Origin of the sequence: Devosia crocina (assembly GCF_900116545.1) — a bacterium.
GTDB classification, from domain to species: Bacteria; Pseudomonadota; Alphaproteobacteria; order Rhizobiales; family Devosiaceae; genus Devosia; species Devosia crocina.
Window position 1 is genome coordinate 1085107 of record NZ_FPCK01000001.1, and the last position, 13720, is coordinate 1098826.

Below are 13720 nucleotides of genomic sequence, written 5' to 3' on the forward strand. Positions count from 1 at the left end.
GTCCGCCTGCGCCTAGATTTGCTCCCATGAGCAAGCATATCTTCAAAGACCGTGCCGCCCATGTTCCGGAGTTCTGCCGGCCCACGGTGGATGTCATGGCCCAGTTCGGCGGCAAGTGGTTTCTGTTCGTTCTCGGCGCTCTGCAACACGGCCCACGGCGCTTCAGCGAATTGGAGGAAAGCATCGAGGGCATTTCCCAGCGCATGCTCACGCTGACGCTTAGAAGCCTTGAGCGGGACGGGTATGTCTCGCGCCATGTGACCCCTTCAATTCCACCGCGCGTCGATTACGCATTGACCGAAAGAGGCCATAGCGCCATGCAGCCGCTAACCGCGTTGCACGAATGGGCCAGTCAGCACACCGAAGGCATAGTTGAGTCCCGGCGCCGCTTTGACGAAGGCGGCGTGTGACCCACGAACATTTTTGTTCGTCCCGAACAAAAATCTCCCAATCTTGAGGAGGCGTGGCAGCAACGACCATCTCTGGACTGGCAAGCAAAACCAGTCAGGATCGCACCATGAATAACAGACCCCGCATCGGCATCATCATCGGTTCCACCCGCGCCGCCCGCTTTGCAGATCGGCCCACCGAGTGGATCAGGCGCCTCGCGGAAGAGCGCGACGATCTGGAAGTGGAGATCGTCGACCTGCGCGACTATCCGCTGCCATTTTACGATGAGTCGATCACCGACAATGGTGCACCCGCCGGTGCCAAATGGGCAGCCAAAATGGCCGAGCTCGACGGATATCTCTTCGTGACCGCGGAATATAATCACTCCATACCCGGCGTGCTCAAGAACGCTCTCGATCATGCCCATGCCGAATATAACCGCAAGCCGGCAGCCTTTGTCGGATATGGCGGCGTGGGCGCGGCGCGGGCAGTCGAGCAACTGCGGCTGATTCTGGCTGAATTGCAGATTGCTACGCTCAAGCATGCCGTTCATATCAATGCCAACGAGTTCGTGCCGTTGATGAAGAACGAGAAGGATTTCTCCGACTTTCCCTATCTTGGAGATGCAGCCAAGACGATGCTGGATCAACTGGCCTGGTGGGCCGGTGCACTAAAGGTCGCGCGTGCAGCATGAAAGGAGAGGCTGCACCGCTGATACGGGGGCATCCGCCTCGTTCACGACATCGGATCGTTTTAGTCGCCGACGTCGTTCATCCTCCGATATTTTTCGGAGGCTTGCTCATGCTTCGTTCTTTTCTGATCGGTCTTGTAGCCGGACAACGCGGAATCACTCCCCTCGCCAGCATTGGTGTTGCAACCTATCGCGGTGAAGTCGCCGATAACCTGCCCCTGCAGAAATTGTTCCACAACCCTATCGTCACCGCCGGGGCGGTGGCATTTGCTGCAGCCGAGCTGGCGGGCGACAAGATGAAGTCGGCACCCGATCGCACGATTCCGATCGGCTTGGGCGTCCGCGCCATCACCGCTGCTTATGCCGGTGCCGCTCTCGCGCCACGTGGCCAGCAGGTAACTGGCGCTGCCGTTGCGGTCGCGGCGGCGATGGTGTCCTCCTATATAGGGCTGAGCATGCGCAAGGCGACCATGGCCAAGGTCGGTCAAACTCCCAGCGGCCTCGTTGAAGACGCACTCGTGGTCGGGAGCGGTCTGGCAATAGCCAATCCTAGCCTGGTTGAAGGCTCCCCGCTCGAAGTGCGGCATTAAGGCAGGAGAATCGCGTAGATCGTCCCGTTGCTGCCCAACCATCGATCACGATAGCTTTTCTTAACGAATGGCTGAGAGGCCATTTTCAATTCTGCTGATGATTCAATACCCGGCCCGAAAGCCGGGTTTTCGGCCGTCTGCGCGGTTAATGGGCTGTGAACGGGATGTCTGGCCGTCTCGCATTTTGCGCGAGGGTTAACGGATTTGGCTCAATTGTTAGGGGCTGGTTAACGAATTGGAGGGTAAATCTTAATCAACCACGCCACCTATGGGGCCAATCCTTACATGACCATCAATCTCACGATCCCCGATATTCAGGAACTCAAGCCCCGCATCACCGTATTCGGTGCTGGCGGCGCCGGGGGCAATGCCGTTAACAACATGATCGAGTCGGGCCTTTCGGGTGTCGACTTCGTGGTGGCCAACACGGATGCCCAGGCCCTAGCTCTTTCCAAGGCCCAGCGTATCATTCAGCTCGGCGTGGGTGTGACCGAAGGCCTTGGTGCCGGTTCGCACCCGGAAGTTGGTCGCGCAGCGGCTGAAGAGAGCTGGGATGAAATCAACGATCACCTTTCCGGCTCGCATATGGTGTTCATCACCGCAGGCATGGGTGGCGGCACTGGCACGGGTTCTGCTCCGGTTATCGCCCGCGCGGCCCGCGAGCAGGGAATACTGACGGTTGGCGTGGTCACCAAGCCGTTCAATTTCGAAGGCAATCGCCGCATGCGGCTGGCCGAGGATGGCATCGACGAGCTGCACCGTCATGTCGATACGCTGATCGTCATCCCCAACCAGAATCTGTTCCGCGTCGCCAACGAGAAGACGACCTTCGCCGACGCTTTCGCGATGGCCGACCAAGTGCTGTTCTCGGGTGTTGCCTGTATCACTGACCTGATGGTCAAAGAGGGTCTGATCAACCTCGACTTCGCCGACGTTCGTGCCGTGATGCGCGGCATGGGCAAGGCGATGATGGGTACCGGCGAGGCGTCGGGTGAGGATCGTGCTCGCCATGCTGCCGAAGCCGCCATTGCCAATCCGCTGCTCGACGACGTCTCGATGCATGGCGCCCGCGGCCTCCTGATCTCGATCACCGGTGGCCCGGACCTGACCCTTTACGAAGTCGATGAGGCAGCCAGCCGTATCCGCGAGGAAGTCGACTCCGACGCCAATATCATCCTTGGTGCGACCTACGACCCCGACCTCTCCGGCACGATTCGCGTGTCGGTGGTTGCTACCGGCACCGACGCAACCATGGTTCAGGCCATGGAGCCGCCCAAGCCGAACGCGTCGCGTACGCCGCTGGCCGTTCGCCGTCCTGCCGCAGCTCCTGCCGAGCCAGTGCGTGCACAGCAGCCTGAGCCTGTTCAGCCGGTTGCCGAAGACATCGCCTTCGAAGTCGAATCGGCTGTCGCTCAGGCTTTTGCTGCCGAGCGTCCTGCTGCTGCCGCACGCCAGCCGCAGATGATGGAAGACGATGGCATCGTGGTCGAGCCCTATGTGCCCGCCGCTGAAGCCATGGCCGAGCCAGAAGAAGCCCCGGCTGTCGAAGAAAAGCCAATCCCAAGCGTTTACGTGCCGTCCCATGCTGCGCGTCCCGATGGCTATCGCCGGATGCCGCGTACCGAGGAACTCCCTGTTGTTGCGCGCCAGCCACAGCCGGCTCAGGAACGTCACGACGAAGAGCCGCGTAATGCGCGTGCCCTCTTCAAGCGCCTTGCGTCCAATGTCGGTCTCAATCTGGGTCAGCAGCAGGCCGAGCCGCGCCGTGAACCCGGCCCGAGCATGGCAGACGATGCGGCTGCCCGCAGCGCAATTGAAGCTGGTGGCGCAAGGACTTCCCGCGTTCCGGCAGCAGGCGAGGGTGCCCGCGGCTCGCTCGACAACCATGGTCGCAGCCAGCCTGCCGCGCAGCAGAAGGATAGCCTCGAGATCCCGGCTTTCCTGCGCAAGCATGGTTGAGCACGGGCTTATGAAGCTCTGAAAAGGTGACTCGGCGCGGCTTTCGCGCCGAGTTTTTTTTGGCTAACAGTTCGAGCCAGCGTGAGGCCCTCGGGGTGGAGTAAGAAGAGTATGAAGAAAACGTCCACGCGCCAGCGCACGCTTGCCGGCGAAGTCAGCTTTGCCGGTTACGGTGTGCATTCTGCGGCGCCAGTTACCCTGACCCTGTCTCCGGCCCCTGCCGACAGCGGTTTCCTTATTCGCCGCGACCTGGGTGAGGGGCGTCTGACCCAACCGGTTCCAGTGCATTTTTCGCGCGTCAGTCGCACCACCCTGTGTACAACGCTCGACCTCGGCGACAGCGTCAGCGTAGCAACGATCGAGCACGTGACCTCGGCTCTTTCTGGCATGGGTGTCGATAATGCGCTGATCACCCTCGATGGTCCGGAATGCCCGATCCTGGATGGCAGCGCCTATCCGTTCGCCTCCGCGATTCTTGAAACGGGTCTTGAAATCCAGCCGGCCCAACGGAAATTTCTCAAGATCATCCGCGCCGTCACGGTGCGCAATAATGACGCCTTCGCCGCGCTCGAGCCCTATAACGGCCGTGCGCTCGATCTCGAGATCGACTTCGATTCCAAGGTCATCGGCCGCCAGCGCATGATCTTCGACTGGACGCCGCGCCGCTATCTCGATGACGTGTCCCGTGCCCGCACCTTCGGGTTCGCACGCGACGCCAAGATCCTGCGCCAGGCCGGCTACGCTCTGGGTTCGAGCCTCGACAACTCCATCACTGTGGACGAAGACCGGGTTGTCAATCCCGGCGGGCTGCGGTTTGAGGACGAGTTCGTCCGCCACAAGCTTCTCGATGCGATCGGCGATCTGTCTCTTGGCGGCCTGCCGATCTACGGCCGTTTCCGCTCCTACAAGGGCGGGCACGCGCTCAATGCGCATGTGCTGACCGGTCTCTTTTCGAGCGAAGCCAATTATGAGATAGTCAATGCCGAAGACCTGCCGCTGGAAGTCGAAGCCTTCGACGACCAGCCGGAAGGCTTGGGTGTACGCCACTACCTGCGGTCCGTGCGCTGACGGTGCCCACCGCAGCCGCGCCACAGTTTTGATGGATTTGATAATTACGCCGCAAGCAATTGTGGTTGTTTGAGAACGGGGCACTTCGTGACACGTCAAGTCGTTAGCCAGCTGACAAACCGGGTTGCCCGTTTTGCCGCGATGGGTCTTTTTGCAGTCGTGCTCACGGCTTGCGCCGGCAATCTGTTTGGCCCGCAGAAGATGCGGGAAGAGCCGATCGTTCCAGCCGCCGCCCTCTACCAGGGCGCGCTGGATGATATGGACCGGCAATATTATCAAACTGCGATCAAGAAGTTGCAGCAGCTTGAGCGTCAGCACCCGCGTGATCCGATCACGGAGAAGGGCAAGCTGATGCAGGTCTATGCCAATTATCGCATCGGCAAGTTCAACGATGCGATTCTGGCTGCCGATCGCTATGTGGCGCTTTATCCCAATGGCAAGGACGTGGCTTACGTTCTCTGGCTCAAGGGCACGTCCTACTTCGCTCAGATCAAAGACATTACTCGCGATCAGCAGCTCTCGCGCGACGCGATCGACACCTATAATCTGCTGATCGCCAACCATCCCAATTCCGAGCACGCCAAGGACGCCAAGGAGAAGCTGCTCGTCGCCTATGACCAGCTCGCCGGCAAGGAAATGTCGGTCGGCCGCTACTATCTCGGCAGTGGGCAGTATACCGCCGGCATCAACCGCTTCCGCGAAGTGGTGGAGAAGTGGCAGACCTCAACCCACATCGAAGAAGCGCTTTTCCGTCTGACTGAAGGCTATCTGCTTCTCGGCCTCACCAATGAAGCCATGTCGGCCGCCGCTGTCCTGGGGCATAATTACCCCTCGAGCGACTGGTACAAGCGCGCCTTCGAGCTTCTCGGCAAGCAAGGCCTTGCTCCGCAACTTAACTCCGGCAGCTGGCTTGCAGCCCATCGAAGCTGAATTTTCGCGAAATGAGCATTTCAAAGGGCCCCGCGGGGCCCTTTTCATTTGGCGTACATGATCGTCGCGTGAAGTTGAGGCCGGATTCTTCCTCACCATTCAGTTGCCAATTTGTTCTTTTCGGCTATCCTGTGCGAAAGTGAATTGCCGCTGATCCCGGCTCTGTCGCAAATGCTATGACCCGGCCCGCAAGGCTCTGGATGGAACCCGCATGCTGAACGCGATTTCGGTCCGCAACATCGTGCTGATCGATCAACTCGATCTGGCACTCGACACTGGCATGACCGTTTTGACCGGCGAAACCGGTGCCGGCAAGTCGATCCTGCTCGACGCGCTGACACTGGCGCTGGGTGGGCGGGGCGATGCTTCGCTCGTGCGGCAGGGACAGGAAAACGGTCAGGTGGTCGCCATGGTGCAACTGCCCAAAGACCATCCCGCACGTGGCGTGCTGCGCGACAATGCCATAGCGGATGACGATGAAGTTATCCTGCGCCGCGTTCAGTTTGCCGATGGCCGCACCCGTGCTTTCATCAATGATCAGCCGGTCTCTGCTTCGCTGCTGCAAAAGGTCGGCAGCCAGATCATCGAAATCCATGGCCAGCATGACGACCGCGCTCTCGTCGATGTTGCAACCCACCGTGCAGCGCTCGATGCTTTCGGCGAGCTGGCCGCGCCGTCCGCAGCCGTTCGCGAGGCTTGGGCTGATCTTGTCGAAGTGCAGCAAGCGGTGCGCGAGCAGCAGGCAAGAGTAGCCGAAGCCGTTGCGGCCGAGGATTATGCGCGCCACACGGTGGAAGAACTGGGCAAGCTCAAGCCGCTGGTCGGTGAAGAGGATGAGCTTGCAGAGCGCCGCCAGCAGTTGCAGCAGGCAGAAAAGTCCGCGTCGGATCTGGTCGAGATCGAAGAAATCCTCAACGGCCCCAGCGCGCCGTCGCCAGCGCTTGCTGGCCTGATGCGGCGCCTCCTGCGCAAGGTCGATGGTGGTGCTGAACTGTTCCAGCCCATCGTCGATGCGATTGACGCAACGCTTGTAACGCTTGATCGGGCCGGAGAGGCATTGGCCGACCTGCAGCGCGAAATGGCCTATGATCCCGCTGAGCTCGAAGCAGTCGAGGAGCGCCTGTTTGCGCTGCGCGCTGCCGCTCGCAAGCATCAGTCGACTCCAGACGAGTTGCCGGCGGTTCTGGAGAAATATCAATCCGATCTCGATACGCTTCAGAGTGGCGAGAGCCGGCTCAAGGTGCTTGAAGCCGAGGAGGCCCAGGCACGTGCGCGCTATCGGGAAGCTGCCGACATTCTCTCGGCTGGCCGCGCCGAGGCTGCGAAGGCGCTCAGCACCGCCGTCGAGGCGGAGCTGCCCGATCTCAAGCTCGGCGCCGCTCGCTTTATCGTTGATCACGCAGTGGAAAAGGATCGGGTTGCCGCCGCGGGCTTCGACCAGATTGCCTTCCATGTTCAGACCAATCCTGGCACCGCTGCCGGGCCACTGCTTAAGGTGGCCTCGGGGGGCGAACTGAGCCGTTTTCTTCTCGCGCTCAAGGTGGTTCTGGCCGATCGCGGATCGGCGCCCGTCCTGATTTTCGACGAGATCGACACAGGTGTCGGTGGCGCGGTGGCTGATGCCATAGGCCGGCGCCTTGCGCGCCTCGCCAAGACCGTTCAAGTGTTGACGGTGACGCATGCCCCACAAGTGGCAGCACGCGCCAATCGTCACCTGTTGATCGAAAAGCAGATGGTGGAGGAGGGCGCTTTCATGCGCACCCATGTGCGCCCGCTCGAGCCTGCCGCACGCCAGGAAGAGGTCGCCCGTATGCTCGCCGGTGCCGAGATCACCAGCGAAGCGCGTGCTGCTGCCAAGAAACTGCTTGGCGCAGTGAAATAGGATTTCGGCTTCGTGCCGCTTGTTTCAACAAGCGTTCCCGCTTTGATGGAGCTGCGCCTTTATCTAAATAGACATATCAGTTCTCGAGTAAGCCATGTCCGACCTGTCTCACAAGCCCGTTGCCGACCTTTCCGAAGACGAAGCTCGCCAGGAGCTTGAGCGGCTGGCCAAGGGCATAGCCACGGCCAACATCGCGTATCACCAGAACGACGCCCCCGAGATCACCGACGCCGAGTTCGACGCGCTGACGATCCGCAATGGCGAGATCGAAGAAGCTTTCCCGGAGCTCGTTCGAACCGATACGCCTACCGGCAAGGTCGGTGCAGCTCCGGCGGAAGGCTTCGCCAAGGTGCGACATGCTGTGCCTATGCTGAGCCTTGCAAAGGCTTATACCGACGAGGACGTGGTCGATTTTATCGAGCGTGGCCGCCGCTTTTTCCAAAAGGACGAAGGGCTCGAGATCGCTTTTACAGCAGAGCCCAAGATCGACGGGCTTTCGGCCTCCTTGCTTTATGAGGACGGTGTTTTCGTTCGTGGTGCCACACGCGGCGATGGTGCCGTGGGCGAGGACATCACGGCTAATCTCCGGACCATTGCCGATATTCCGCACAAGCTCAAAGGCAGTGGCTGGCCCAGAAGCATCGAAATCCGCGGCGAAGTGTATATGAGCTACGCCGAATTTCAGGCGCTCAAGGAGCGCTCCGCTGCGAGTGGTGGGCAGGATTACGTCAATCCGCGCAATACGGCGGCAGGGTCATTGCGGCAAAAGGATCCGGCGGTGACCGCCAGCCGCAACCTGCAGTTCTTCGCTTATGCCTGGGGTGCGACAACAGAGGATCCGGCCCCCACCCAGTATGACGCGGTGCAGAGATTTGCCGCATGGGGGTTCAAGATCAGCCCCTTGATGGAGCGGGCCCGGTCGGTCGAGGAATTGATCGCTCATTATCATCGGATCGAGGAGCAGCGCGCCGCGCTCGGCTATGATATCGATGGTGTCGTTTACAAAGTGGACCAGCTTGAGCTGCAGCGGCGTTGGGGCTTTGTCACTGGTGAGCCGCGCTGGGCCATCGCGCACAAGTTCCCCGCCGAACGCGCGACAACCGTGATCCGCGATATCGAAATCCAAGTCGGCCGTACCGGCACCCTTGCGCCCGTCGCCCGGCTCGATCCGGTCAGCGTCGGTGGCGTAACCGTGGTCAATGTGACGCTTCACAACGAGGACTATATCGGCGGCCGCGACAGCAATGGCATGCCGATCCGGGAGGGCAAGGATATCCGCGTTGGCGACACCGTGGTCATTCAGCGCGCTGGGGACGTTATTCCGCAGATCGTCGATGTCGTGATCGAAAAAAGGCTCGCAGGCGCGCAGCCCTATCAGATGCCGCAAACTTGCCCTGTCTGCGGTTCCCCCGCCGTGCGCGAGGTGAACGAGAAAACGGGGAAGGAAGATTCCCGCCGCCGCTGCACGGGCGAGATGATCTGCCCCGCTCAAGCCGTCGAAAGCCTTCGACATTTCGTGTCGCGGGGCGCTCTCGATATCGAGGGACTTGGCGCAGAAAACATCGACCTTTTCTTCAATGCCGGACTGATCCGCAGCCCCGCAGATATTTTCACCCTGCGGGATCGTCGCGCGGAGGTGCAGCGCGCCCTTGCCGAGCGGCGCGAGGAGCAGGCGCGTGCCCGCGAGGCGGTTTCCGGCAAGGCGCGCAAGAACGTTCGCAGCGTCGAGGATCGTAATTACGAGGGCCTCGACAAGCTCTTTGCCGCCATTGATGCGCGCCGCAATCCAGAGCTCGATCGCTTCATCTTCGCGCTCGGTATTCGGCATATCGGTGAAACAACGGCCGCAGTGCTGGCTCGCACCTTTGGGTCTATCGGCAAGCTTGAAGAAGCAGGCAAGGAGATGGTGAAGGCCGAGGATCCGATGAGCGTTTTTCCATCAGTTGATGGCATCGGCAGCACTGTTGTGGAGGCGCTGGTGAGCTTTTTCGCCAACCAGCGCAATGTCGACGCGCTTGACCGGCTGCTAGAGCAGGTGACGCCCCAGGATTATGTCGTGACGATTTCGGCGGACAGCGTCGTTGCCGGCAAGACCGTGGTGTTCACCGGCACGCTCGAAAAAATGTCGCGATCGGAAGCCAAGGCCATGGCCGAGCGCCTGGGTGCCAAGGTGGCCGGGTCGGTCTCAGCCAAGACAGATATCCTAGTAGCGGGACCGGGCGCGGGATCGAAGCTGAAGACGGCGCAGGACCTTGGCGTCGAAGTCATCAGCGAGGACGAGTGGTTCGCCCGCGTTGGACGTTGATCTCACTGGAGACTGCTATGCGTTTGCTTCTCGCTATCCTTGCCTCTGTCGCCGCCTTCGGCCTGCCGGCCGTCGCACAGCCGTTCCAAACGCCGCAGGAATTGATTGCAGCCTTTTATGCCCCATACCTGGCGGACGAAATTCCTGAGAACGAAGCGGCGTTCCGGTCAGATGCGCTGAACGCGCTTTACGAGGAAGATGCCGAAAGCACCGAAGAGGGGGATATCGGCGCCATCGAGTTCGACCCCTATGTGGACGGTCAGGACTTCATGATAGCCGATTTCTCGATCGGCGATCCGATCATCGAAGGAGACCAAGCTCAGGTGGTGGTGAGCTTCACCAATTTCGGTGAACCGCGGGATATCATCTACGACCTGGTGAGGGAGAACGGCAGCTGGCTGATCGATGATGTCGCCAACGAAGATGCCGAGCATCCCTATCGGCTCAGCCAGATTTTCGCCGAGGCCAGGGCTGATCGATAGGCCAGATCCCGCGCCGTCGCTTCCGCCGAAGGCGCGGGAACTTGAGGACTTGCTAGATCATCGCTGTTGCTGCGTGCAGCCAGTCCTTGGCGGCGCCTGACAGGCGTGGGCCGATATCGTTCCACACTTCGCCGTGGAACGCGTTGAGCCACTGGCGCTCCGCTTCGGTCAGAAGCGCCATGTCGATCAGCCGCACGTCGATGGGTGCCCGGGTCAGCGTTTCGAATTCAAGATAGCCGGGGAAGCTGGATTGTTTGACCACCAGCAGGTTCTCGATACGGATGCCATATTCGCCTGCCTTGTAGAAACCCGGTTCGTTTGAGAGCACATTGCCTTCTTCGAGCGGCAGCGTGTAGCGCGAAGAAATGCCGATGGGCCCTTCATGCACACCGAGATAGGCGCCGACGCCGTGACCGGTGCCGTGGCTGTATGTGACGCCATCGGCCCAAAGAAACTGACGCGCCAGCACATCGATCTGCGCCCCACTCGTGCCTTTGGGAAAACGCGCCATGGAGACGGCGATCATACCTTTAAGCACACGCGTATAGCGGTCTTTCTGTTCCGGTGTTGCTGAACCGGTGAAGAGCGTGCGGGTGATGTCGGTGGTGCCCGAGAGATATTGCGCACCGCTATCGACCAGCATCAGCTCGCCGGCATTGAGGCGCCTGTCGGTCTTTTCAGACACGCGATAATGCACGATGGCCCCGTTCGGTCCTGCGCCGGAAATGGTGTCGAAGCTTGCATCGACGCAGCTTTCTTCCTCGCGTCGGAAGGCCTCGAGAGCGGTTACGATGGCGATTTCAGTCAGCTCGCCGCTGGGAGCTTCGGCATCGAACCAGGAGAGGAACTTGGCGAGCGCCACGCCGTCGAGCTGGTGCGCCTCGCGCATGCCGGCAAGTTCTGCCTCGTTCTTGCGCGATTTGGGCAGAAGCACTGGGTCCCGCTTCTCGACCAGGCTTGCTCCGGCCTCAATCAGCAATTCGGCAACCGCCGCCGGCGCAGAGGCGGGGTCGAGCATCACCGTCTTTTCCGACTTGCCGAGTTTTTCAAGCGCCTTGGGCAGCTTTTTGGCAGCTGCAATAGTGGCAACGCCCGCAAGTGCGTTCTCGAGCTCGTCGGTGATTTTGGCCGCATCGAGAAACAGCGTCGGCTCGCCCTTTTTCGGCACGACGGCGAAGCCCAAGACGAAAGGTGTGTTGGGCACATCCCGGCCGCGAATATTGAGGAGCCAGCAGATCGATTCCGGCAGCGTCAGCACCACAGCATCGGCGCCGTCATCGGCCAGGGTCTTCTGGATTTCCGTGATCTTGTCGGTTGCCGAACGGCCAGCTCGATTGTCCCCCAAGATTTCGATTGCGCTAACTGGTGGGGCAGGGCGGTTGTCCCAGACTTCGTCGACCAGATTGTCGCGCGCCACCAGCTTGGCATGGCCCTTGAGCTTTTCGGCGAGGTCGCGGATTTCGGTGGGCGTATGGAGCCAAGGATCGTAAGCTACCACATCGCCTTTGGCGACGAGTGCCCTGGCGTCGATGGCAAAGCTTGCCACCTCATGGACCTCGACCAGCGCTGTGTCCGTTTGTGCGGGTGCCTGGAGCGTGTAGCGGCTATCAACAAACAGATGCGCCTTGTCGAGGCCCACCACGGCGAGACCGGCCGAGCCCGTGAAACCCGTCAGATAGGCGAGACGCGCCTCGCTTGCAGGCACGGACTCGCCGCGATGCGCATCCGCCCGCGGGACGAGGAAGTGATCGATACCGGCTGCCTTCATTGCCTTGCGCAATGCGGCCAGCCGCGGCGCCACCTGAGAAGGGTCGGACTTTTCTTCAAAACTCTGGAACTTGGTGGGCGGGAAGGACTGAGACGTCATGGAGCTTTCCTGGCCGGGGTGCATCGCGGGCATGGCTGCGTTGAGGGATTGGCGCTGGTTATCGCGCGATCAGACACTATCTTATGGTCAAGACGATGGAGATGAAAATGGACAAGCAAAACAACCTTATCAGCCGCGCTTTCAACGCACTTGTAGAAGGTCGTCAGCGTCAGGCCCAGCGTTATGTCGCCGAGTTCGAGCGTACTCACGCTCACCTGCGCAACAAGAATACGGACCGTTAATCTGCCTTGCGCAATCGGCATGGCTGGTCTGCCGACAAGCCCCTAACGCAGGGCTGAAAGAATCGGTAAAACCCAACCAGACGCTCGGCAATAGACCCTGCGTCGCATGGAGTTGAAGATGACTGAGAGCAAGAATGGTTTCCGCAGCGCTTTGGGTGGTCTGATCGACGCTCGTGGTCGCGAAGCCTCACGCCAGGTCAGCTACCGCATGCAGCACCAGCTGATCGGCGCCGTCACCAAGCGCCCGTAAGCGGCAGCTAGGACCTACGACGATCTGACGATCCCCGGAGCTCGCGTCGGGGATTTTGCTTTTTTGGGCGTCTGCCGGGGTCCACGAGGCGCTCTTTTCGCTTCAGGAGAAAGCAACACGAGCGCGTGCCATCAGCGACGGCGCAGCGCCAGGCGCCGTCGCGACCGGCAAGTGCTGAAGAACCGATCGGCTCACCGCCGCTGCAGCACAAGCGTGGACCAGTCCTTGCGAACCAGGTGTTCTGCCAGCCGGAACCCTGCTGCTTCATAGGCAGCGATCACGCCATTGGCCTGGGTGTTGAGAATGCCCGAAAGAATGGCAGTGCCCCCGCTCTGGGCGATGCCGCCCATTCCAGGCGCAAGCTCGGTGAGCGGACCTGCAAGGATATTGGCGACAATCAGATCATAGGGTGCGCGGGCCGTAATCTCGGCATGGTCGAGGCCTGTCGCCTCGACCACATCGATGTTTTCGCCAACCCCGTTTTCCTGCGCGTTTTCAATCGTGGTGGTGACCGCAACAGGATCGATATCGGTTGCAAGGACCTTGCCCCCGACGCGCTTGGCAAGGGCGATGGCGAGAACACCAGTGCCGGTGCCGATGTCGATCATGGCTTTGGGCGTCGTGTGGTTGAGAAGCATCTCGATCGCCTCCAGACACCCGGTAGTCGTTTCGTGATGGCCGGTGCCAAAGGCTTGGGCAGCATCGATCTTTATCGGTGTGAGGCCCTCGGGCACAGGCGCGCTTTCGTGACTGCCATAGACATAGAAGCCTCCGGCGATAACCGGGGCAAGGCCTTCAAGCGACTTGGCGACCCAATTGATTTCAGGGTCGATCGCATCGACGGAGAAATCGACTGCCCCGCCCAGCACCTGCTTTGCGAGTTCCACGAAGGCGTCGACATCCGGCGGGCTGTCGCAGGTGGCTTCAAAAAACCACTCGCCTGTTTCCTCGTTTTCGTGTGCCGAGGCCGTCAACGCCAGATCGTCGCGCTCCATTACGGCATCGACCAGGGCGTAGGCCTGTTCCTTGGAAAGAGGTGCAGAGAGCTGGTCGACCGACATGGA

The 13720-nt window shown here is 60.6% G+C and carries 13 protein-coding genes; 11 read left to right on the forward strand and 2 right to left on the reverse strand.

The features are described 5' to 3' along the window. Positions 1–26: 26 nt before the first annotated feature. The 9 genes from BM364_RS05065 to BM364_RS05105 all read left to right on the forward strand — a co-directional run bounded on the left by BM364_RS05065 (position 27) and on the right by BM364_RS05105 (position 10297). On the forward strand, positions 27–410 hold the full coding sequence (locus BM364_RS05065) for a winged helix-turn-helix transcriptional regulator (RefSeq protein ID WP_092421729.1): 384 nt from the start codon (positions 27–29) through the stop codon (positions 408–410). Between the two features lie 107 nt (positions 411–517). After that, positions 518–1084, forward strand: a complete 567-nt coding sequence (locus BM364_RS05070; protein WP_092423889.1) for an NADPH-dependent FMN reductase — start codon at positions 518–520, stop codon at positions 1082–1084. Positions 1085–1191: 107 nt separating this feature from the next. Continuing rightward, on the forward strand, positions 1192–1671 hold the full coding sequence (locus tag BM364_RS05075; protein WP_092421732.1) for a hypothetical protein: 480 nt from the start codon (positions 1192–1194) through the stop codon (positions 1669–1671). Between the two features lie 285 nt (positions 1672–1956). Beyond that, a complete protein-coding gene (gene ftsZ, locus BM364_RS05080) occupies positions 1957–3630 on the forward strand; it encodes a cell division protein FtsZ (protein WP_092421735.1) in 1674 nt (557 codons plus the stop codon). A 111-nt stretch (positions 3631–3741) separates the two neighbouring features. Continuing rightward, positions 3742–4698 carry a UDP-3-O-acyl-N-acetylglucosamine deacetylase gene (lpxC, locus tag BM364_RS05085; protein ID WP_092421738.1) on the forward strand — a complete coding sequence of 319 codons (957 nt, stop codon included), beginning with the start codon at positions 3742–3744 and terminating at the stop codon, positions 4696–4698. Between the two features lie 87 nt (positions 4699–4785). Beyond that, positions 4786–5628 carry an outer membrane protein assembly factor BamD gene (locus BM364_RS05090; RefSeq protein ID WP_139232485.1) on the forward strand — a complete coding sequence of 281 codons (843 nt, stop codon included), beginning with the start codon at positions 4786–4788 and terminating at the stop codon, positions 5626–5628. A gap of 211 nt (positions 5629–5839) precedes the next feature. After that, entirely contained in the window at positions 5840–7510 is a 1671-nt protein-coding gene (gene recN / locus BM364_RS05095; RefSeq protein ID WP_092421744.1) for a DNA repair protein RecN, read from the forward strand. A 103-nt stretch (positions 7511–7613) separates the two neighbouring features. After that, on the forward strand, positions 7614–9815 hold the full coding sequence (gene ligA / locus BM364_RS05100; RefSeq protein ID WP_092423891.1) for an NAD-dependent DNA ligase LigA: 2202 nt from the start codon (positions 7614–7616) through the stop codon (positions 9813–9815). Positions 9816–9832: 17 nt separating this feature from the next. Beyond that, complete coding sequence (locus BM364_RS05105; RefSeq protein WP_092421747.1) at positions 9833–10297, forward strand: DUF3828 domain-containing protein; 465 nt, start codon at positions 9833–9835, stop codon at positions 10295–10297. Between the two features lie 52 nt (positions 10298–10349). Here BM364_RS05105 and BM364_RS05110 read toward each other — a convergent pair whose 3' ends face one another. Beyond that, entirely contained in the window at positions 10350–12164 is a 1815-nt protein-coding gene (locus BM364_RS05110; protein WP_092423893.1) for an aminopeptidase P family protein, read from the reverse strand. Positions 12165–12271: 107 nt separating this feature from the next. Here BM364_RS05110 and BM364_RS18740 point away from each other — a divergent pair, with 107 nt between their 5' ends. Together BM364_RS18740 and BM364_RS18745 are read left to right on the forward strand one after the other, a co-directional pair. Beyond that, positions 12272–12406, forward strand: a complete 135-nt coding sequence (locus BM364_RS18740) for a hypothetical protein (protein ID WP_280140621.1) — start codon at positions 12272–12274, stop codon at positions 12404–12406. 118 nt (positions 12407–12524) lie between these two features. After that, positions 12525–12656: a hypothetical protein gene (locus BM364_RS18745; RefSeq protein ID WP_268905699.1), complete on the forward strand. Its 132-nt coding sequence runs from the start codon at positions 12525–12527 to the stop codon at positions 12654–12656. 191 nt (positions 12657–12847) lie between these two features. On the opposite strand, the gene BM364_RS05115 is transcribed toward BM364_RS18745, so the two are convergent. Then, positions 12848–13717 carry a 50S ribosomal protein L11 methyltransferase gene (locus tag BM364_RS05115; protein ID WP_092421750.1) on the reverse strand — a complete coding sequence of 290 codons (870 nt, stop codon included), beginning with the start codon at positions 13715–13717 and terminating at the stop codon, positions 12848–12850. Between the last annotated feature and the right edge of the window lie 3 nt (positions 13718–13720).

Bases quoted from the DNA above. Each gene is read 5' to 3' on its own strand.
- BM364_RS05065 (WP_092421729.1), top strand. From the start codon at position 27: ATGAGCAAGCATATCTTCAAAGACCGTGCCGCCCATGTTCCGGAGTTC.
- BM364_RS05070 (WP_092423889.1), top strand. From the start codon at position 518: ATGAATAACAGACCCCGCATCGGCATCATCATCGGTTCCACCCGCGCC.
- BM364_RS05075 (WP_092421732.1), top strand. From the start codon at position 1,192: ATGCTTCGTTCTTTTCTGATCGGTCTTGTAGCCGGACAACGCGGAATC.
- ftsZ (WP_092421735.1), top strand. From the start codon at position 1,957: ATGACCATCAATCTCACGATCCCCGATATTCAGGAACTCAAGCCCCGC.
- lpxC (WP_092421738.1), top strand. From the start codon at position 3,742: ATGAAGAAAACGTCCACGCGCCAGCGCACGCTTGCCGGCGAAGTCAGC.
- recN (WP_092421744.1), top strand. From the start codon at position 5,840: ATGCTGAACGCGATTTCGGTCCGCAACATCGTGCTGATCGATCAACTC.
- BM364_RS05105 (WP_092421747.1), top strand. From the start codon at position 9,833: ATGCGTTTGCTTCTCGCTATCCTTGCCTCTGTCGCCGCCTTCGGCCTG.
- BM364_RS05110 (WP_092423893.1), bottom strand. From the start codon at position 12,164: ATGACGTCTCAGTCCTTCCCGCCCACCAAGTTCCAGAGTTTTGAAGAA.
- BM364_RS18740 (WP_280140621.1), top strand. From the start codon at position 12,272: ATGGACAAGCAAAACAACCTTATCAGCCGCGCTTTCAACGCACTTGTA.
- BM364_RS18745 (WP_268905699.1), top strand. From the start codon at position 12,525: ATGACTGAGAGCAAGAATGGTTTCCGCAGCGCTTTGGGTGGTCTGATC.
- BM364_RS05115 (WP_092421750.1), bottom strand. From the start codon at position 13,717: ATGTCGGTCGACCAGCTCTCTGCACCTCTTTCCAAGGAACAGGCCTAC.